15 protein-coding genes are annotated in these 18,784 nt (G+C 51.9%); 5 read left to right on the forward strand and 10 right to left on the reverse strand.

The window, feature by feature from the left end; genetic code table 11:
- Positions 1–109: 109 nt before the first annotated feature.
- Genes H8K29_RS05580 through H8K29_RS05595 form a run of 4 tightly spaced genes read right to left on the reverse strand, consistent with a single transcriptional unit; the run spans position 110 to position 3,921 of the window.
- Positions 110–1,120, reverse strand: coding sequence for an SIS domain-containing protein (locus H8K29_RS05580; protein ID WP_186897142.1), 1,011 nt, complete (start codon positions 1,118–1,120; stop codon positions 110–112).
- Complete coding sequence (nagA, locus tag H8K29_RS05585) at positions 1,113–2,222, reverse strand: N-acetylglucosamine-6-phosphate deacetylase (RefSeq protein WP_186896767.1); 1,110 nt, start codon at positions 2,220–2,222, stop codon at positions 1,113–1,115. The genes H8K29_RS05580 and nagA overlap by 8 nt, the downstream gene beginning before the upstream one ends.
- The gene (locus H8K29_RS05590) at positions 2,219–2,953 is read right to left on the reverse strand and encodes a GntR family transcriptional regulator (RefSeq protein WP_186896768.1); all 735 of its coding nucleotides are present in this window, start codon (positions 2,951–2,953) and stop codon (positions 2,219–2,221) included. Before H8K29_RS05590 ends, nagA begins: the two co-directional genes overlap by 4 nt.
- 26 nt (positions 2,954–2,979) lie before the next feature.
- Positions 2,980–3,921 (reverse strand): BadF/BadG/BcrA/BcrD ATPase family protein, encoded by a 942-nt coding sequence (locus tag H8K29_RS05595; protein WP_370527141.1) that lies wholly within the window; start codon positions 3,919–3,921, stop codon positions 2,980–2,982.
- A 290-nt stretch (positions 3,922–4,211) separates the two neighbouring features.
- On the opposite strand from H8K29_RS05595, the gene H8K29_RS05600 reads away from it, so the two are divergent.
- The 3 genes from H8K29_RS05600 (at position 4,212) to H8K29_RS05610 (ending at position 8,652) form a co-directional block, all read left to right on the forward strand.
- Complete coding sequence (locus H8K29_RS05600; RefSeq protein WP_186897144.1) at positions 4,212–4,958, forward strand: YoaK family protein; 747 nt, start codon at positions 4,212–4,214, stop codon at positions 4,956–4,958.
- A gap of 385 nt (positions 4,959–5,343) precedes the next feature.
- Complete coding sequence (locus H8K29_RS05605; RefSeq protein ID WP_186896769.1) at positions 5,344–7,443, forward strand: TonB-dependent siderophore receptor; 2,100 nt, start codon at positions 5,344–5,346, stop codon at positions 7,441–7,443.
- A gap of 78 nt (positions 7,444–7,521) precedes the next feature.
- Positions 7,522–8,652, forward strand: a complete 1,131-nt coding sequence (locus tag H8K29_RS05610; protein ID WP_186896770.1) for a PepSY domain-containing protein — start codon at positions 7,522–7,524, stop codon at positions 8,650–8,652.
- A 189-nt stretch (positions 8,653–8,841) separates the two neighbouring features.
- Here the strand turns inward: H8K29_RS05610 and H8K29_RS05615 are convergent, their stop codons facing one another.
- From H8K29_RS05615 to H8K29_RS05625, 3 genes are all read right to left on the reverse strand, one after another.
- On the reverse strand, positions 8,842–9,156 hold the full coding sequence (locus H8K29_RS05615) for a hypothetical protein (protein WP_186896771.1): 315 nt from the start codon (positions 9,154–9,156) through the stop codon (positions 8,842–8,844).
- A 279-nt stretch (positions 9,157–9,435) separates the two neighbouring features.
- Positions 9,436–11,121 (reverse strand): peptide chain release factor 3, encoded by a 1,686-nt coding sequence (locus H8K29_RS05620; protein WP_186883121.1) that lies wholly within the window; start codon positions 11,119–11,121, stop codon positions 9,436–9,438.
- Positions 11,122–11,265: 144 nt separating this feature from the next.
- Positions 11,266–12,168, reverse strand: coding sequence for an ABC transporter substrate-binding protein (locus H8K29_RS05625; RefSeq protein ID WP_186896772.1), 903 nt, complete (start codon positions 12,166–12,168; stop codon positions 11,266–11,268).
- A gap of 344 nt (positions 12,169–12,512) precedes the next feature.
- On the opposite strand from H8K29_RS05625, the gene H8K29_RS05630 reads away from it, so the two are divergent.
- Both H8K29_RS05630 and sppA read left to right on the forward strand, forming a co-directional pair.
- The gene (locus tag H8K29_RS05630) at positions 12,513–13,526 is read left to right on the forward strand and encodes a S1/P1 nuclease (protein ID WP_186883119.1); all 1,014 of its coding nucleotides are present in this window, start codon (positions 12,513–12,515) and stop codon (positions 13,524–13,526) included.
- 24 nt (positions 13,527–13,550) lie between these two features.
- Complete coding sequence (sppA, locus tag H8K29_RS05635; protein ID WP_186896773.1) at positions 13,551–15,407, forward strand: signal peptide peptidase SppA; 1,857 nt, start codon at positions 13,551–13,553, stop codon at positions 15,405–15,407.
- Positions 15,408–15,488: 81 nt separating this feature from the next.
- Here sppA and H8K29_RS05640 read toward each other — a convergent pair whose 3' ends face one another.
- The 3 genes from H8K29_RS05640 to H8K29_RS05650 form a co-directional block, all read right to left on the reverse strand.
- Complete coding sequence (locus H8K29_RS05640) at positions 15,489–17,189, reverse strand: long-chain fatty acid--CoA ligase (RefSeq protein WP_186896774.1); 1,701 nt, start codon at positions 17,187–17,189, stop codon at positions 15,489–15,491.
- 170 nt (positions 17,190–17,359) lie between these two features.
- Positions 17,360–17,512 carry a hypothetical protein gene (locus tag H8K29_RS05645; RefSeq protein ID WP_186896775.1) on the reverse strand — a complete coding sequence of 51 codons (153 nt, stop codon included), beginning with the start codon at positions 17,510–17,512 and terminating at the stop codon, positions 17,360–17,362.
- 38 nt (positions 17,513–17,550) lie between these two features.
- The gene (locus H8K29_RS05650) at positions 17,551–18,777 is read right to left on the reverse strand and encodes an acyl-CoA dehydrogenase (RefSeq protein ID WP_186896776.1); all 1,227 of its coding nucleotides are present in this window, start codon (positions 18,775–18,777) and stop codon (positions 17,551–17,553) included.
- Between the last annotated feature and the right edge of the window lie 7 nt (positions 18,778–18,784).

Raw genomic sequence — 18,784 nt, forward strand, 5'->3', positions numbered from 1 at the left:
TACTCCCCCTGTTTTTATACAAAACACCCCTATTGTCAGCATAGAATAAGGGGCTTAAAACATACTGGGGGGAGTATATATATGGCTCTAATCCGATGATTTCGGTGAGTTAACTGGTTCTGGTCACTTTACTCAAATGGCGCGGCTGATCGGGGTCCAGCCCGCGTGCGACCGCCAGTTGCGCTGCCATCACATAAAACGCCTGAATCGCGACGATGGGATCAAGATCCGGCGTCGCTGCCACGGGCAGAGTCAGATTGCGTTCGCCTACATTATCTGGCGCGGCCAGCAACACATCGGCACCGCGGCCACGCATGTCTTCTGCGAGCAGGATCAGGCTTTCCTGTGCCGGGCCGCGGGTCGCCAATATCAACAACGGATAGCCTTCTTCAATCAAGGCCATCGGGCCATGTTTGATTTCTGCGCCACTGAACGCTTCTGCCTGTATGGCCGAAGTTTCCTTGAATTTCAACGCCGCTTCGAGCGCCACCGAAAAACTGATGCCGCGTCCGACCACCATCATGCGCTGCGTGGGTACCAGCACCTCCAGCGCTGCCGACCAGTCTGTTTTGCTGGCAGCATCAAGCGCGGCGGGTAATTGTTCTATCGCGTTCAGCAATACCGCATCGTTTTGCCAATGCGCGACCAGACGAGCGGCCGCCACCAGCGAGGTGATGAAACTTTTGGTGGCGGCGACACTGCGTTCCGGCCCTGCATGCAAAGGCATCGTCCATTCTGCTGCCGCCGCTAACGGCGAGCTGACATCATTCACCAGCGCCACCGTGGTCGCACCGGCATCACGGAAATAGCGCATGGGTTCAACCACGTCCGGGCTTTGTCCCGATTGTGAAATCGCAATCGCCAGCGCATCGTTGACCTGCAAAGGCGCATGATTCAAGGTCACCAGTGACAGCGGCAACGATGCGACGATACGACCCAGACGTGCCATGATCAGATACGCCGCGTAATTGCTCGCATGATCAGAACTGCCGCGCGCAATCGTCAGCACCGACGATGGAGGCTGCGCCCGCAAATGCGCCCCCAGCTGCGCATAACGATCGTCATCGTGCGTCAGTTGTATGGCGACCTGTTCTGCGGAAGCACAGGCTTCTTTAAGCATTTGCGAATTCAATCTTTTCTCCTTCGGTATAAACGGCCAGCAGTTGCAAGTCCTGATCAAGTACGACGATATCGGCAAATGCGCCCGGCGCTAAGCGGCCACGTTCAGGCAGCCCGAGATAATCAGCGGCATAGGTGGAAACCCGGCGCGCAGCATCATCCAGCGTCAGGCCTATGCTGACCAGATTGCGCAGCGCCTGATCCATCGTCAGCGCACTGCCCGCCAGCGAACCATCGGCCAGACGCACGCCGCCCAGACATTTATGCACACGCTGCCGCCCCAGCATATATTCGCCATCAGGCATGCCGGTGGCAGCGGTTGAATCAGTCACGCAATACAAATACGGTATCGCTCTTAATGCGGCTTTAATCGCGCCCGGATGCACATGTAACAGGTCGGGAATAATTTCAGAAAACTGCGCATGCGCCAACGCTGCGCCGACCATGCCGGGCGCGCGGTGATCGAGTCGTGACATGGCGTTGTACAAATGCGTGAAGCCGCTGGCACCGTTCTCCAGCGCGGCGACACCTTCTTCATAACTGCCGGTGCTGTGACCAAGTTGCACCCGTATGCCCAGCGCCGTCAGTTCGCGCACCAGCGCCAGATGGCCTTCCATTTCAGGTGCCAGCGTAATCAATTTAATGGCAGCAATCGCATCGAGCGCCTGCACCTGCGCGAGCGAGCCTATGCCCGCAAAGGCTGGCTGGGCACCAAGCTTGCCCGGATTGATATACGGCCCTTCCAGATGCACACCCAGCACACGCGCGGTGCCTGCGGGGCGCTGCTGTAGCAGCGGTTGTATCGCGCTGAGTGCCGCTTCAATATCGCTCAGCGGTGCAGTCATGGTGGTTGCCAGCAAACTGGTAGTGCCGTGTTGCGCATGCAGGCGGGCGATGGTTTCGACCGCATTCCCCGCTTCCATCGTGTCTTTGCCACCGGCACCATGCACGTGCAGATCAATGAATCCGGGCAGGATGTAATGGACGGTATCGCGCGGCAGCGGTGCGCTCTGGATACGCTGAATTTTTTCGCTGAAAGCTATCGTGCCGTGTACCCAGCCATCCGGCGTCAGTATCTGTCCGTGTAATTGCTGATCGCTCATCTGAATAACTCCGCGACAAAATCGTAATAGTCACTGCGGCAATACGAATGCGTGAGCTCGATTGCGCTTCCATCTGGCAGATAACCGATACGGGTAATGAACAGCATCGCAGCGCCGGGCTTGATATCCGCGAGGTGTGCCTGTTCCGCGGTCGCATTGATGGCGCGGATATGCTGCAAGGCGCGTGTCGGTGCGCAATGATGGGCATCGAGATAGCCGTACAGACTATCCGTCACCAGTTGCGGCTGCGGCATATACGCCGCCGGGATGGTGGTGGTTTCTATCGCCATGACCACATTGTCTGCAGTACGCAAGCGCTTCAGGCGCGAGACCGCGGTATTCGGCGATAAACCCAGCGATAAAATTTCTTCCGGTGAAGCGATGCCGCTGTCACGTTGTATCCAGCGCGAGCCGGGCACAAAGCCACGCTGGCGTAATTCTTCGCTGAAGCTGGTGAGCCGTGATAAAGGCTGTTCCAGTTTCGGTGTGATATACGTGCCGGAACCATGTCTGCGGCTCAGCAAGCCGCGCTCGCATAACATCGCCAACGCCTTGCGTGCGGTGACACGCGAAATTTCCAGTGTCTCTGCCAGCAGGCGCTCGGATGGCAAGGCCTCATCCGGCTGCCAGCGTCCGCTTTGTATGCCTTGTGCCAGCTTGTTCGCCAGTTGCAGATACAAGGGCGTGGCATTGTCGCTATCAGGTTTGAAATCGCGCAGGGAAGACAGCATGTCGCCTCGATCTTTTCAGTATGGATTCAGGTTGAACGTAAATGTTGTTGCAGCAAAATCAGCGCACCGCTGGCGGAATCGCCCAAAGGCGCGCGTACCCTTTGCCGCAAGGTATCTGGCAGAAACGGCATCAGCGCAGCGGCCAGCCCACCGCACAACGCCAGTGGTAATGCATGTGCTGGATCAAGCGCATCCGCAATCGCCTCTACTTCGCGACCTGCATCAAGCAACATATCACGCGCAAACGCTGATTCTGCCGCGTGTTGAAAGACCAGCGGTGCCACTTCGGCATAACGGGTCTGGTTCGCTTGTGCCAGCCATCTGAATACCGCGTCTTTGTCGCCGCCGCAGTGGGCATAGATGGCATCGGCAAAGCTGCTGGTGACGGCACGACCGTCCAGCACGCGTTGCAGATAATTAACGGCTCGCATTCCCAGCCACGCCCCGCTGGCTTCATCGCTGACAGGAAAACCCCAGCCGCCGACTTCACGCCGTTGTCCATCGCTTTGCAAGACTTCACCGACACTACCGGTACCGAGTGCAATCACCGCGCCCGGCGCGCCCTGATGCGCACCAATCAAGGTTGTACCGGCATCGGTTTCTGTCAGCAACAGCGCAAAGCCGGGATTAAGCGTCTTCAGCTCGACGGCCCATTGCAGATTATTCACGCCGGAAAGGCCGCACGCGATAGCGATCACAGACAAGGCCGGAAGCGCCAGATTTGCCTGCGCAAATGCGTCGGCGATGGCCAGCAGAATCGCATCCCATGCCTGTTGACGACCATGCGCAAGCGCTGAAGGGCCTGCTATGCCGCGTGCCAGTGGCGTTCCATCTGGGTCTGCCAGCACGACCCGCGTACCAGTACCGCCACCATCGACGCCGATCAGGTAAGCGATTGCCGGCGCTGTCTCACGCCACGGTTTTGTCTGCGCTTTTGTCTTCGCTTGTGTCATCAAGAGTTTGTTCATCCTTTTTTTGCGGCACGCTGAGAAACGGGCTTCGTCAGCCGATCCGTCTTGCGCGTACGCAGAAATTCCAGGCTGAGATTGCTCCACTGAAAAACCAGGTACGAATGTAATTATTTTCATAGTGGTCGTCAATAGGTATTTAAGTGGTATTGCAATTAAGCACAAGCTAAGCATCATCTTTTTCTATTAGCAATGCACACACCGTGCCAGAACATTCACAGCACGCCCCTGTGTCGGTTACACTAAGACCAGGTTTTCATCACTTAAGGCCGTCTGCGATGCCCATCTCCATTCCGATTAATTACCTCGCCAAACTGACATCTCCCAAAAGAACGCCGCGCTCGAATATGCATCTGGGCATTACCCTCGCCTGCATTGCCGGTGCGGTGAATGCTGGGGGCTTTCTGGCCGTCGGCCAATACACGTCGCACATGTCAGGCATGATTTCGAGCGCCGCCGACGATCTGGTATTGGGAAAATTTATTCCGGCGTTTGCATCTATCTTTATGCTGATTGCATTTGGCTGGGGCGCTGCCTGCACCTCGCTGATGGTGAACTATGCAAAACGTAATCACATGCGCTATATGTACACACCGGTGCTGCTGCTGGAATCGGTATTGTTGCTGGTGTTCGGTCTGGTCGGCACAGAATTACAGGAACACGCGGTCGTGACTGTATCCTTCACCACGGTGCTGCTGTGTTACCTGATGGGGCTGCAAAACGCCTTGATTACCAAAATTTCACGGGCTGAAATCCGCACCACGCATGTGACTGGTCTGGTGACCGACATCGGTATAGAAATGGGGAAACTGATTTACTGGAATAAAAATAAAGACGAGCTGCATCCCGAGCAGGAAATCAATGCGAATCTGCAAAAACTGCGCCTGCACTTGCGCTTGGTCATCGCATTTTTTATCGGCGGCATTCTTGGCGCAACCGGTTTTAAACATGTCGGTTTTATCTCTACCGTGCCACTGTCCATCGCGCTGATCATCCTATCACTGGCGCCGAATATCAAAGAACAGCTGAAGCAATGATGAAGTCATTAACTAAAGCCCCCTCACGCCAGACATATATCCAAGAATGTTCAGTAGCTTGAATACAAGAAAAAAATGAGATAAAAAGTCAGAGAAGAAGTGCGCAAAAAAGTGTATAAAAAAATGAGATGCGCACACTGACAAACGCTATAAAAGCCACTCCCATCCTACCTAAGAATTTCCTGCCACCAACAATTCCACGCCTGAATCAATAAAACAACACGCACACAATCATTATTGCGAATCATTCTCATTTGCGTTAATATAATCAGCACTTGCTCTTGCTGAATACCCAATCAGGTCGATTCCTGGCTACATCGCGTTTATTCGCCAACGCAATGTAAGAAGCAGCAACTGTGTAACGACGATCTCTCTCAATTCCGATATGAAGAACTTTCAATTAAAAACGATTGCCGGCATTCTGGCTGGCGGGCTATTTTCAAGCTATGTGCAAGCAGACAATCAACTGCCGGAAATTCAGGTAAAAGTTAAAGCCGAAAAAACGGATCAATACGATGTTACTGAAGCCAGCAGTGCGACCAAGCAAAAAATTGCACTGCGCAATATTCCACAAATTGTTAACGTCGTGCCAGACATCGTCATGCGCGAACAAAATGCCAGCTCGGTTCAGGACGCCTTGCAAAATGTGGTCGGGCTCAGCTTCAGCGTTGGTGATGGCCAGCGCGATCAGGTTGCCATTCGCGGCTTTACCGCGATTTACGACCAGTACATCGACGGCATCCGCGATGACGCGATGTACTTCCGAGATTTATCGAATATTGAACGCATTGAAGTTCTGAAAGGCCCGGCATCGGTGTTGTATGGGCGCGGTTCTGCCGGCGGACTGATCAATCGCATCACCAAAAAGCCGCAAGCGCATCCGGAATCCGAGGTTGCACTGAGTCTGAGTTCACAAGGTCAGAAGCGCACTAGCTTCGATGTGGGCGGCGCGAGTGAACAACTGAACTTCCGTATTAACGGTGCGCTGGAAGACAGCAGTAATTTCCGCGATCAGTTTTCACTCAAGCGTCAGGCTGTTGCACCTTCTGTAACCTGGCAGCTAAGTCCTGCAACACGCATCACGGCTCAAGCCGACTATCTGAAAGACAAACGCATCGCAGATCAGGGCTTACCAGCCTACCGTGGCCGTCCCGTGGATGTCCCTGTCAATACCTTTTATGGTGCAGCAAATGCGAGTGATGTTGGCTATGTGCAGTCAGATGTCGTCAGCGGCACAATTACCCTCGACCATACAATTAATGAGAGCCTCTCGCTACACAGCGCGATCCGCTCTTATGATTTCAAACTTGACAGAAATTACACCGGTATCGGTGACATCAAAGACGGCGCAACACCGACGGTATCTATCGGTCAATCCAAGCGATTACGTAATGAGAACGGCACTTACTGGCAAACCGAGTTATCCCAAAAAGCGCAATGGGGTGACACGCGCCATCAGTTGATGTACGGCGTGGAATTAGGGACACAAGACAAAGAAGAAATTCTCTGGAGCCGGAATAACGTCGCGACCTACAATTTATTCCAGCCGGTCAGAGTCAATTTAGCGGCAATGCCGACGACACTTGTTCCGGGAACCAATACATTGAACCGCTATGAGTTTGCTGCGGCGTATGTGCAGGATTTGATCAGCCTGACACCGCAATGGAAAATTCTGGCGGGTCTGCGCTACGACAGTTTGCGCCAGAATCGCGATGACCGCACTTCAAAGAATCTGGATCAATCTCGCCAGGATAATAATTTCGCGCCCCGACTTGGCTTTGTCTATCACGCCAGCGATGCGTTAAGCTTTTACGCCAGCAATAGCACCTCATTCCAGCCACTGGCCGACACCTTTACGATACGTACCAACACCGATAAGCTAGAGCCGACGAAAACGACGAATAACGAGATAGGCTTAAAGCTCGACATCGATGCCAAAGCAAGTCTGACACTCGCCGTATTCGACATGCGCCAGAATAACGTACAGGTACAGGATCCGCTGAATAAAAATGCTTCTCTGCCTGTCGGAAAACAAGGCACGAAAGGTGTAGAACTGCAGTACACAGGCGAGATCGCCAAGGGCTGGGACGTCCTCGCCGGTTACGCCTACATGCGCGGTGAGATTCTCGAATCCACAGAACTCACCAGTGCCGGCACACCGTTCAAAGGCAACACCTCAGCACTTACGCCGAAACATAGCGCGAACCTGTGGCTGAAATATACAATCAATCCGGCATGGTATGTTGCCGGTGGCGGACGTGCAGAATCGGCACGTTATGCGTCGCCGGATAATCTCGTTACCTTACCTGGCTACACCGTTATTAACCTGGCAACCGGTTATCAGGCCGGAAAACTGGAATTCAATGTCAGCCTGCGTAATCTGTTCAATCGTCGTTATTTTGTCGCCGCTCACAGCGGCGCGAATGACTACAATATGCCGGGTGAAAGCCGGGGTCTGTATATGACGACACGCTACCGCTTTTAACACGCAGACACGTAGAAATAATCTCCTCCAATCAAACGCACCGCAACCTTGCGGTGCTTTTTTATTTATTACATAGCCATGTCGTATAAAAAAATTTTCCGACGTCTGCACTTATGCTTTGCACTGACGGCTAGCCTCTTCTTTGTGCTGTTGGGACTAACCGGCAGCGTACTCAGCTGGCGGCATGAAATTGATCAGTGGCTCAACCCCGGCTTACTGACTGTATCGGCAAACACTCAGAAAGCACCGCTCGCGCAACGTCCTGACGACCTGCAACGTTTGCTGGCAAAACTTTCGGAAACACAAGCATCCGCACCGAGCCGTATCGAATTGCCGGAAGATAACCAGCATGCGATGGTCGTCTGGTATAAATTAAGCGCTGACAAAGAAAAAGGAGTATCTCGTCAACTCATGCTGAATCCTGATACCGGGGTCATTCTGGGTGAGCGATATTGGGGTAAGAGCGGCTTCAGCCGTGAACAAATCATGCCAACAATTTTTCATTTGCATCATTATTTGCTGGCAGGGGAAACCGGGAAATTCATTTTATCGATCGCAGCCATCATCATCGTTACGCTGAGTTTATCGGGCATTCTGCTCTGGTGGCCCAAAGCACGCTGGCAAGCGCTGCGACAAGCATTAACCACAGGTAAATTCGTCAGTTGGCGCGCACTGAATTTCCGGCTGCACCGGGCGGCAGGGTTTTACTTTGCACCTGTGTTTCTTACTCTTGCAATAACGGGAATCTACTTTAACTTTCCCCAATGGATAACGCCGCTGATCGCGCAGATCATGCCCATCTCGACGCAAGTCAAAAAAACTGAGCGGACATCTGCAGAAAATCCAGCACTACCACTTCGCCAAATTTTATCGGTCGCACAACAACAATTCCCCGAAGCGAAAATGACCCGTCTGACTTTTCCGGCAAAATCCGCAAACGTGCTGGAAGTGCGGATGCGTCAACCCAACGAGGTCAGAAAAGGAGCAGGGTCTACCCGCATCGCTATCGACATGCGTGACGCCAGCATATTACAGATCACAGATCCGGAACGACTACAAGGCGGGAACTTAGTATTGAACTGGTTTTTCCCCTTACATACAGGAGAAGCATTTGGAATTGCGGGCAGAATTTTTATCAGTCTTACCGGAATAATGCCACTGCTGTTTATGCTCAGCGGAATATGGTTGTGGCTACGACGTCGCAGCTAAGTCTGAACGATACAGGTGAAAACCACATACAAACAATAACCGAACCATTAGTAAACAACCGCCTTTGCCCTGCATCAGATGACATCTGGTACCGCATCTTTTGCAGAGCAAAGAGCAGAAAAACATTAGACGAGTTAGGCGATTCAAACAATTTTACTTTTCAAAGCAGAAGAGTATGAATTGTTGTGCTTAAAAAGACGGTAGATCCTGCAAGCGGATGCCATCACTGCCATTTGCATCACCGCATAGCCCGCGCATACCGTCTTCGTACAGCACACCGGTCACTTTCTCGCCCAACACGATGCCATGATCGCCATGGAATTTCGTCACCACCTCATCGCCATTGGCAATGGTATCCCAGACCACACCGACATCAACCTCCTGTGGATCATCCACGATCGCCGGTGGCATCACCTGCCCGCCTTTACTTCGTCCCCAGCGTACTTTTTCAATACGCTTGCCACTGTCATCAAACCTGACTGCTTCAATAAAGAATAATGCCATGATGAATCTCCCTGACGATGAATCAAAAAACGGAAGTCAATTCGATATTTCAGAAGGGTCGTCCGCAGCATACTCTGCTGCAGGCATACCGTTTACGATATGCAGGTGGAATAGTAGCAAATAAAAACGCGATTTCAACTCTCGTTATCAGTCTCAATAACAAAGCGGCTCGCAAAGGAAAAAACCTTTACGAGCCGCATAAGAATTGGGTCTTTGCTATTGATCCGTGTTTAATCTGTATCGAATTTTTATCCGCTCACAAGGTAGCAAGCCGTCGCTTTAACCCAGCTTCGCCGCATGTTCGCGGGTCGCGTGGAACGTGACGCCAGGCCAGCGTTCTTGCGTGAGTTTCAGATTCACACCGGAAGTTGCCAGATACGCCATGTTACCTGCCGCATCAAATGCGATGTTTGCGCCAGCAGATGAGCGTTCAAAATCGGCCAGCATTTTTTTGTCGTCACAAGTAATCCAGCGCGCGCTGCTGATGCTGGTGCCTTCAAACACAGCATCCACGCCGTATTCATTTTTGAGACGGCTGGCGACAACTTCAAACTGCAAGACACCGACCGCACCCAGCACCAGATCACTGCTGACCACGGGCTTGAATACCTGTACCGCGCCTTCTTCACCAAGTTGCTGCAAGCCTTTTTGCAATTGCTTGATTTTCAGTGGATTCAGAATACGCGCCGTGCGGAAAAAATCCGGTGCGAAGTAAGGAATACCAGTAAATTGCAGCAGTTCTCCTTCAGAAAAACTGTCACCGATCTGCATATTGCCGTGATTCGGTAAGCCAATGATATCGCCAGCGTACGCTTCTTCTACCTGTTCACGCGAGGACGCCATGAAGGTCACGACTGACGATACTTTAATCTCACGATTCAGACGTAAATGTTTGAGCTTCATGCCGCGCTCGAAACGCCCTGAACACACGCGCAAAAACGCAATACGGTCACGATGCGCCGGGTCCATATTCGCCTGAATCTTGAATACAAATCCGGAAAAAGCCTGTTCGGTCGGCTCGACAGAACGCACGGTCGCATCGCGTTCGCGTGGCGGCGGCGCCCAGTCCAGCAAGGCATTCAGAATTTCACGCACACCGAAGTTATTAATCGCGGAACCAAAGAACACCGGCGTCTGCACACCAGCCAGGAAATCTTCCAGACTGAACGGATGCGATGCGCCATGCACCAGTTCCACTTCCATCTTCAGTTGTTCGATTTCCAGCGGGAACATCTCCGCCAGACGTGGATTATCGATGCCTTTGATAACTTCAAATTCCTGATCGGCACGCTCGCTACCCGGCGTGAACAACAGAATTTCATCGCGCAGAATATGGTACACACCGCGGAAGGTTTTGCCCATGCCGATAGGCCAGGTGACCGGCGAACATTGAATCTTTAAAACGGATTCCAGCTCATCGAGCAACTCCAGCGGATCGCGCGTTTCCCGGTCCATCTTGTTGACGAAACTGATGATAGGCGTATTACGCATACGGCAAACGTTCAACAGTTTGATCGTTTGTTCTTCCACACCTTTCGCCGCATCAATCACCATCAGCGCAGAGTCCACCGCCGTCAACACGCGATAGGTATCTTCAGAAAAATCCTGGTGACCCGGCGTATCGAGCAGATTCACGACGTGATCGCGGTATTCAAACTGCATGACGGACGAAGCAACCGAAATACCACGTTGCTTTTCGATTTCCATCCAGTCCGAAGTCGCATGACGACCGCTCTTACGCGCCTTGACGGTACCGGCCAGCTGAATCGCACCGGAAAACATCAGCAGTTTTTCTGTCAGCGTCGTTTTACCCGCATCCGGATGGGAAATAATGCCGAAAGTGCGACGACGCTTAACTTCGCGGCTGATCAGATCTTTTGACGCAGCATGGCCTTGCGTCGTGTCCGCCGCTGATGCCGATGCGGATTCTGGGATGTCGTCTGTGGATTCGTGGTTGGTAGTCATTGCAGATGCCGCAAAAATGGAAGAAAAACACGCAAGTTTAGCTGGTATTGAGAATGAAGTCGAATACGCATCCGCTTTGCAGATCAGAATCGCCTTAGTTTTGCCAGACTTATACCAGCACAGCTGCGGTAGTCATTCTGCAACTCATGGCCGGAACCATAAGCCGGGTCGATGTAAAGGCATTTTTTCCGGACTCAGAAACGGATTACGCAAGGTGATGATAGTGCGGGACTTCAAATTTGCATTTTTAATCGCATCCTGATTGGCCCGCTGAAAAATTTTTTCAAAAGTGCCGTTTTTAATCAGCTCTTCCAACCCGCGTTGTATATCCTGAGCCATTTTTGGCTCACGTGGACTGACAAAAAAATACAAGGCGGATGGGTAATACAAAACGATGTGCTTATCAATCACCAGGTCGAGAAAGGGCCGCTGATCAAGCTCATTCTGAATTTCAAAAACAGCGCGTGGAAAATAATCAAAACGTCCGGCCTTCAGCATCGTAAATAAAGGGTCATAAGAAGCAGATGTTTTGACCGGCAACCCATTATTTCTCAGAATCGCGACATCGGGCCAATCCATTTCCTGCCCGGCGCTGAAAGCACTCAGATCTTTCAATGTCCTTACTTCACGAAAAATCTCTGCATCCGCCGCTCTGACCAGCGCCAGACGCCATCCCAGCAAACCTTTGTCGATAGGAATGCGGATAGGGATCAGTTGTGCTTCTCTCTGATCCGTGCTCATCGTCCACAGGATATCAACGACTCCATTTGGCGAAGTCAGTTCATAAATAGCACGAGCCTGCTGCATCGCGACCTCACTCGCCTGCAACTGATACGGCTGGCCACTCGCCTTCACAGCATGTCGGAGAATTTCCAACACATAGTCTGCATGCGGGTCGGCATTGAGTGAGACCAGAGGATAGCAGATCAATGCTGTTTTTTTCGCCGCATCTGCCGCACTGGCAAGTGGTATCGCCAGAAGCAGGTTCAGGATCAGTAGCGCTATCGTAGATATCGATGACAACAGAAATAAACAACGTTGTTTCATGCTTGTCTGCTTTCTTTAGCAAAAAACCAGGAACAGCAATTATTTTTCAACGGCGGACACAGTAAGGCTGCCCGCTGTCTGCACTCCAGAGATGATGCTCCAGTGTAGTCGGGCGATGCTGACTTGTGTCAATCATCAATGCAAAGGTTGGTAGATATTTTGATATTTTTTTATTACCCACAGCAGGGCAAAACCGCATTCCCAGTACAACAGAAAAACAAGAAAAGAAAGTTCACGCAGCAAACAACAGCCGTGATCTGAATAAAATTTTTGCAGTTTGCTATACCCTCGTCATCTTTGTGTACTACCATTGATGCTATTTTCCCAACCCTATCTGAACCTCTATGAAAAAGATATTCATTTCAGCCATGATGTTATGCGCGACCAGCCTGCCGCAACTCAGTTTTGCCTGGGGTGCCGATGGTCACCAGACGGTCGGGGCGATTGCTGATCAATTACTGAGCGGTACCAAGGCCGGTGCCCAGGTCAAAGCTCTGCTGGGTGACAACACGCTGGAAAAAATGGCGGTATGGGGCGACTGCGTTAAAGGCATTTCGCCTGAAAAGGATTATGCGTACACATCAGCCGGACGCTATCCGGAATGCGCACCGTTTGAAAATCCAGCCGGCATCGCCGCAATGGCCGATTATGTCCGTCGCAACAATACGAATTGCAATCCGGCTTTTGATGAAGAAAACTGCCATAAGCAATATCACTATGCCGATGTCGCTCTGCAGCACGATCATTACAAGACCGGCTATGTCGGCACCAGCGATCATGATGTCGTGAATGCGATTCGTGCCGCTGCGCTGGTCTTGCAGGGGAAACCGCAGCCTAAGCCATTTGCATTTAAAGATAAGCAGGAAGCACTGGCCTTACTGACGCACTATGTCGGCGACATCCATCAACCGCTGCACGTAGGTTCGGTATTTCTGAACGCGGAAGGCAAGATCGTCAATCCGGATGAAGGCGAGTACGACCGTGGCAGCAATACCGTCGGCGGCAATGCTTTGCAGTGCCCTTGCGGCAATCTGCATTCTTTATGGGATGATTTGCCGCAGCAATTTAAACGCGGCCGCATGAATGAAGCATTAACCAAAAAAGCGCGCACGCTGAACGTGGCAAAAGCACCGCTGGAACAATTACCTGCCTTGTGGGCAGATGATGCCGTCAGTGACGCCAAAAAATTATTTGCAGGAACACAGTTCAGCAAAAGCACACCGAATCAGCGCGGCAACAGCTGGTCTATCGCGCTGCCGCTGGAATATGAAAAAACCATGGTCAGCATGAAAGAAGATGCCTTAGTGCGTGCAGGTGCACATCTGGCGCAGATCTTACAAACTGTCTGGCCAGAATAATCACTCCGCTACCAAAGGACTACTATGAGTTTCTCTCCATTTCGCTGGATAGGCCAGGGCTTCCGATATCTGTGGCGCGCGCTGGATTTCAGCCGCCGGGTTTTGTTGAATTTACTGCTGCTGGTATTTTTCATCGCGCTGCTGATCGGCATTTTTTCCGGTGGAGTCAAAAAGCTGGAAGACAAGACCGCCCTGATTCTGGATTTCAAAGGGGCGCTGGTTGAACAACATTCGGGCAATGCCCGCGAAGCTTTGCTCGCTGAAGCACAGGGTAACGCTAAAAAGAGTACGCAATTGCGCGATATACTGAGCGTGCTTGATAGCGCCGCCAAAGACGACAAGATACACAGCGCCGTTCTGCTGCTTGACGATATGGGTGGCGCTGGCTTGCCGATGTTGCGTGAAGTCGCAGCGGCGATTGATCGCTTCAAAGCGTCCGGCAAGCCCGTGATCGCATGGGGTTCAAATTTCGATCAGCGTCAGTATTTTCTGGCGGCACATGCGAATCAGGTTTATCTGCACCCTATGGGTTCCGTGATGATGACGGGCTTCGGCCGCTATCGTAACTACTACCGCGATGCACTCGACAAAGTCGGTGTGACCGTCAATCTGCTCAAGGTCGGTACCTACAAAAGCTTTGCTGAGCCTTACATTGCGAACGAGCCATCGCCAGCCGCAATGGAAGCCGATACTTTCCTCTACAACGCGATGTGGAAAACCTATACCGACAATGTAGAGAAAGCGCGCAAACTGCCTGCCGGTAGCATCATGCAAGGCATTAATGAACTGCCGGAACAAATGAAAGCCGCAGGCGACGACAGCGCCAAACTGGCGTTAAATCTGAAGCTTGTCGATGGTTTGAAAACCCGCGATGAATTGCGTGATCTGATGCTGAAAAACGGTGCCAGAGACGAACAAGGTAAAACATTCCGTCAGATTGCCTTTGACGATTATCTCGCTCGTCAAAAGCCACAGTTGTTCGGTAACGCGGTTGGCGTTGTGGTGGCTTCCGGTGAAATCAGCGAAGGAAATGCGACCGCGGGTTCTATCGGTGGTTTGTCGACATCGAAACTGATCCGCAAAGCGCGGGAAGATGACAGTATCAAAGCCATCGTCTTGCGTGTTGATTCGCCTGGCGGCAGTGCTTTCGGTTCCGAGTTAATCCGTCGCGAGCTCGAGCTGACGCGCAAGGCAGGCAAACCTGTCGTGGTTTCCATGGGTAACGTTGCGGCATCAGGCGGTTACTGGATTTCCATGGCGGCCGACGAAGTGATCGCTGATGAAGCGACTGTCACCGGTTCTATCGGCGTGTTTGCGATTCTGCCGACCGCAGAAAAAGCGCTAGATAAACTCGGCGTGCACACCGGCGGCACCACGACCACTTGGCTGGGCGACGGTTTTAATCCTTTGCGTCCGCTGAATCCGAAATTCGGTGAACTGGTACAAAGCAGTATCAATCACATTTACTCGGAATTTACCGGTAAAGCCGCAGCCGCCCGTAAAACGACTCCAGAGAAAATCGATGCTGTCGCGCAGGGACGTGTCTGGACTGGTGCGCAGGCAAAAGAACGCAATCTAGTTGATACCGTCGGCAGCTATTCCGACGCCTTAAAATCGGCTGCGAATCGCGCCAAACTCGGCAGCGATTTCCGCGTCAGTTATGTAGAACCGGAAATGTCGAAAGTTGACCGTATTTTTGATTTGCTCGGTTCACAAACGGCCAAAGTATTGCAACAGCAATTCAAGGTCGCACTGGTACCGACCGGCGTACCGCCGGCAGCAGCATTGCAAATGGCATCCGAACTGAGCTGGCTCGCCGACATTAATAAAGACGGCAAAGGCTATACGGCACTGACGCATTGTCTGTGTACGAATCCTTAATCTAAGGTTAACGCTAAGCGACAGAGCATATAAAAAAGGGAGCGATTGCTCCCTTTTTTTATGTCGCTTTACATCGCAGTTTTATGCAGCAACGCGTTTCTTCGCTTCTTCATCGTAGAGCTCTTTTTTCGACAATTTGCCGACCGGCGTTTTCGGCAATTCCGAGCGAATTTCCATCGCCTGCGGCATTTCATGTTTGCCGAGTTTGTCTTTCAAAAACTCTTTCAACACATCGAAACTAAACGGCGTCTGTCCTGTTTTGAGTTTGATAAACGCTTTCGCCGCCTGACCACGATATTCATCGGGAATACCGATCACACTGACTTCCGCCACTGCCGGATGCTGGTAAATCGCTTCCTCGATATTGCGCGGATAGACATTGTAGCCTCCCGATAAAATCATATCTTTGGTGCGGTCCACGATATAGATGAAACCGTCTTCATCCATATAGCCGACGTCGCCGGTGCGGAAATAGCCATCGGCGGTAAACGCATCGCGGGTTGCATCTGGCTTGTTCCAATAGCCTTTCATGACGTTCGCTCCGGCAACGCAGATTTCGCCACGTTCACCTCTCGCCACAAACGTGCGCGGGTCATCGATGCTGGCAAATTTAAAGCGTATGCCCGGTGTCGGCAAACCGCAGGAACCTGCTTTACGCACACCGGAAACAGGCGTGAAAGTGCCAGTCGGTGAGGTCTCAGTCATGCCCCAACCTTCGAGTAACGTGCAGCCGGTCATATTCTGAAATTGCTGCAACACTTCGACTGGTAAAGGGGCGCCGCCGGAATTACAAAATTTGAGCGAACGCAGATCGAAGTCTTTGATCTGCGGATAATGAATGATGGCGGTGTACATCGTCGGCACACCAGGAAATACCGTGATTTTTTTTGCGGCCAGATCCTTGACCACGGCTTCCACATCAAAGCGGGTATGCAGCACAATTTCTGCCCCGAGGCGAATACCGAACAACATATCCACCGTCAGCGCATAAATGTGGAACAGCGGTAACACCGCCAGCAAACGCTCTTTGCCTTCTTCTAACAAGCGTGGCTCGGTCTGCGTGGTTTCAACGATCTGGCTGCAGGCAGCAGTCAGATTCGCATGCGTCAGCATCGCGCCTTTCGCCAGCCCGGTGGTGCCGCCGGTGTATTGCAACACCGCGATCGTTTCGACAGGATCGGTCGCAGCCACCGGTGTGTACTGGCCATCATTCGCCAGCAAATCAGCAAACAGCACATGTTGCGCATCCTGCGGAATCGGGCACAACTGCGCAGCTTTATCGAGATTAGCGCGCACCGCTTCAGGATACGGTGTCATTTCAGCGATATTGCCGATGATGAGTTTTTGCAAGCGCGTATGTGCCAGCATTTTCGCCATCTGCGGATACAACATGCTCATGTCCAGCGTCACCAGCATATCGGTATGGCTGTCTTCGATTTTATGTTCCAGTACTTTTTCGGCATCCAGCGGTGAGTAATTCACGACCGTGCCACCAGCCTGCAAAATCGCAAAAAAGCTGATCACATAATGCGGCGTATTCGGCAAAAACAAACCGACGTGCACGCCCGGCTTAACGCCGAGCTGCTGAAATCCTTTGGTCGCCTGATCGACCAGTGTCTGCAATTCACGGTAGCTGGTTTTCTTGCCCATGAATTCCAGTGCGGGTAAATCCGGCCAGCGTGCAACTGCGTCATGCAGCAGTTGCGGCACGCTGCTGAGTGTTAATGCGGCATCCCAGTGTACGCCCGCAGGGTAAGAATTGATCCAAGGTGTGTCGCTCATTTTTGTCTCCTGAATAATGGTTTTTTTGGAAAATTAAGCACAACAGATCGCCAGAAGCATGAAAAATACTCCCCGGGAGTATTTTTTAAACCCCTTTATTTATGCTGAGAATAAGCTGTTTTTTAAAGATACTCCCCTAAAATTCATAAAAATGCGGTTTGAATACAGTTTCAATACAGATCGGCTACCGATAGATGCCGGATTTTTTCAGGCGACGCTATGAACGACAAAAGACCGGAAAAACCGGTCAGTGTCACTGTCGCAGAAGTAACGACAAATACAACGATAAATGCAACGATCAATGCAGGAAAAAATCCCGCCATCGCTGTGATCAAACCGCCACAGAGACAGCGGAATATTGTCACTTCGCTGGCATATATTTTTTCAATTCCATTTTGCCGATCTGGTTACGATGTACTTCGTCCGGGCCATCGGCAAGGCGCAAGGTACGCGCCTGCGCATACGCATACGCAACGCCGAAATCATCCGACACACCGCCACCGCCATGCGCCTGTATCGCCCAGTCGATCACCTGACAAGCCATATTCGGCGCTGCAACTTTAATCATCGCGATTTCTTTGGCTGCCGCTTTATTACCAACGGTATCCATCATCTGTGCGGCATTCAGTACCAAAAACCGCGCCTGATCAATCAGGATGCGGGCGTTCGCAATCCGCTCCAGCGTCACGCCCTGCTCGGCCACCCGCTTACCGAAAGCAACCCGGCTCAGAGAACGTTTGCACATGTCTTCCAACGCGCGCTCTGCCAGACCAATCAGGCGCATGCAGTGATGTATGCGTCCAGGTCCAAGACGCCCTTGTGCAATTTCAAAACCACGGCCTTCACCGAGCAACATATTCGATGCCGGTACGCGCACATTTTCAAACAAGACTTCGCCATGACCATGCGGCGCGTCGTCATAACCGAACACCGGTAAGGCACGCAATATCGTCACGCCCGGCGTATCGCGCGGCACGATGATCATCGATTGCTGCTTGTGGCGGTTTTCATTCTGCGGATCGCTTTTACCCATGAAAATAAACACTTTGCAGCGCGGATCATTGGCGCCGGACGACCACCATTTGCGACCGTTGATCACGTACTCGTCGCCATCGCGGACGATAGAAGATTCGATATTAGTCGCATCGGATGAAGCAACACCTGGCTCGGTCATTGCGAAGCAAGAACGGATTTCGCCATTTAATAACGGCGTCAGCCATTGCTGCTGTTGCGCAGGCGTGCCGTAACGCGCCAGCACTTCCATATTCCCGGTATCCGGTGCGGAGCAGTTAAACACTTCTGCGGACCACAAGGCGCGCCCCATGATTTCGCACAATGGTGCGTATTCCAGATTCGTCAGGCCTGCGCCCTGATCGGATTCAGGCAGAAATAAATTCCACAAGCCAGCGGCACGGGCTTTGGCTTTCAGTTGTTCGACAATTTTCGTCGGTATCCACGCGTCGCCCGCTTGACGGTTCGCGGCGATTTCACCGAAAAATACTTTTTCATTCGGATAAATGTGTTCGTCCATAAATGCGATCAGACGGGCTTGCAACTCTTTGACTTTAGGGCTGTACTGGAAATCCATGATGATC

Origin of the sequence: Undibacterium sp. CY21W, from assembly GCF_014284265.1 — a bacterium.
Classification (GTDB): Bacteria; Pseudomonadota; Gammaproteobacteria; order Burkholderiales; family Burkholderiaceae_D; genus Undibacterium; species Undibacterium aquatile.

Excerpts from the sequence above, each read along its gene's own strand:
- H8K29_RS05580 (WP_186897142.1), bottom strand. The coding sequence starts at position 1,120 with ATGCTTAAAGAAGCCTGTGCTTCCGCAGAACAGGTCGCCATACAACTG.
- nagA (WP_186896767.1), bottom strand. The coding sequence starts at position 2,222 with ATGAGCGATCAGCAATTACACGGACAGATACTGACGCCGGATGGCTGG.
- H8K29_RS05590 (WP_186896768.1), bottom strand. The coding sequence starts at position 2,953 with ATGCTGTCTTCCCTGCGCGATTTCAAACCTGATAGCGACAATGCCACG.
- H8K29_RS05595 (WP_370527141.1), bottom strand. The coding sequence starts at position 3,921 with ATGAACAAACTCTTGATGACACAAGCGAAGACAAAAGCGCAGACAAAA.
- H8K29_RS05605 (WP_186896769.1), top strand. The coding sequence starts at position 5,344 with ATGAAGAACTTTCAATTAAAAACGATTGCCGGCATTCTGGCTGGCGGG.
- H8K29_RS05610 (WP_186896770.1), top strand. The coding sequence starts at position 7,522 with ATGTCGTATAAAAAAATTTTCCGACGTCTGCACTTATGCTTTGCACTG.
- H8K29_RS05615 (WP_186896771.1), bottom strand. The coding sequence starts at position 9,156 with ATGGCATTATTCTTTATTGAAGCAGTCAGGTTTGATGACAGTGGCAAG.
- H8K29_RS05620 (WP_186883121.1), bottom strand. The coding sequence starts at position 11,121 with ATGACTACCAACCACGAATCCACAGACGACATCCCAGAATCCGCATCG.
- H8K29_RS05625 (WP_186896772.1), bottom strand. The coding sequence starts at position 12,168 with ATGAAACAACGTTGTTTATTTCTGTTGTCATCGATATCTACGATAGCG.
- H8K29_RS05630 (WP_186883119.1), top strand. The coding sequence starts at position 12,513 with ATGAAAAAGATATTCATTTCAGCCATGATGTTATGCGCGACCAGCCTG.
- sppA (WP_186896773.1), top strand. The coding sequence starts at position 13,551 with ATGAGTTTCTCTCCATTTCGCTGGATAGGCCAGGGCTTCCGATATCTG.
- H8K29_RS05640 (WP_186896774.1), bottom strand. The coding sequence starts at position 17,189 with ATGAGCGACACACCTTGGATCAATTCTTACCCTGCGGGCGTACACTGG.
- H8K29_RS05645 (WP_186896775.1), bottom strand. The coding sequence starts at position 17,512 with ATGGCGGGATTTTTTCCTGCATTGATCGTTGCATTTATCGTTGTATTT.
- H8K29_RS05650 (WP_186896776.1), bottom strand. The coding sequence starts at position 18,777 with ATGGATTTCCAGTACAGCCCTAAAGTCAAAGAGTTGCAAGCCCGTCTG.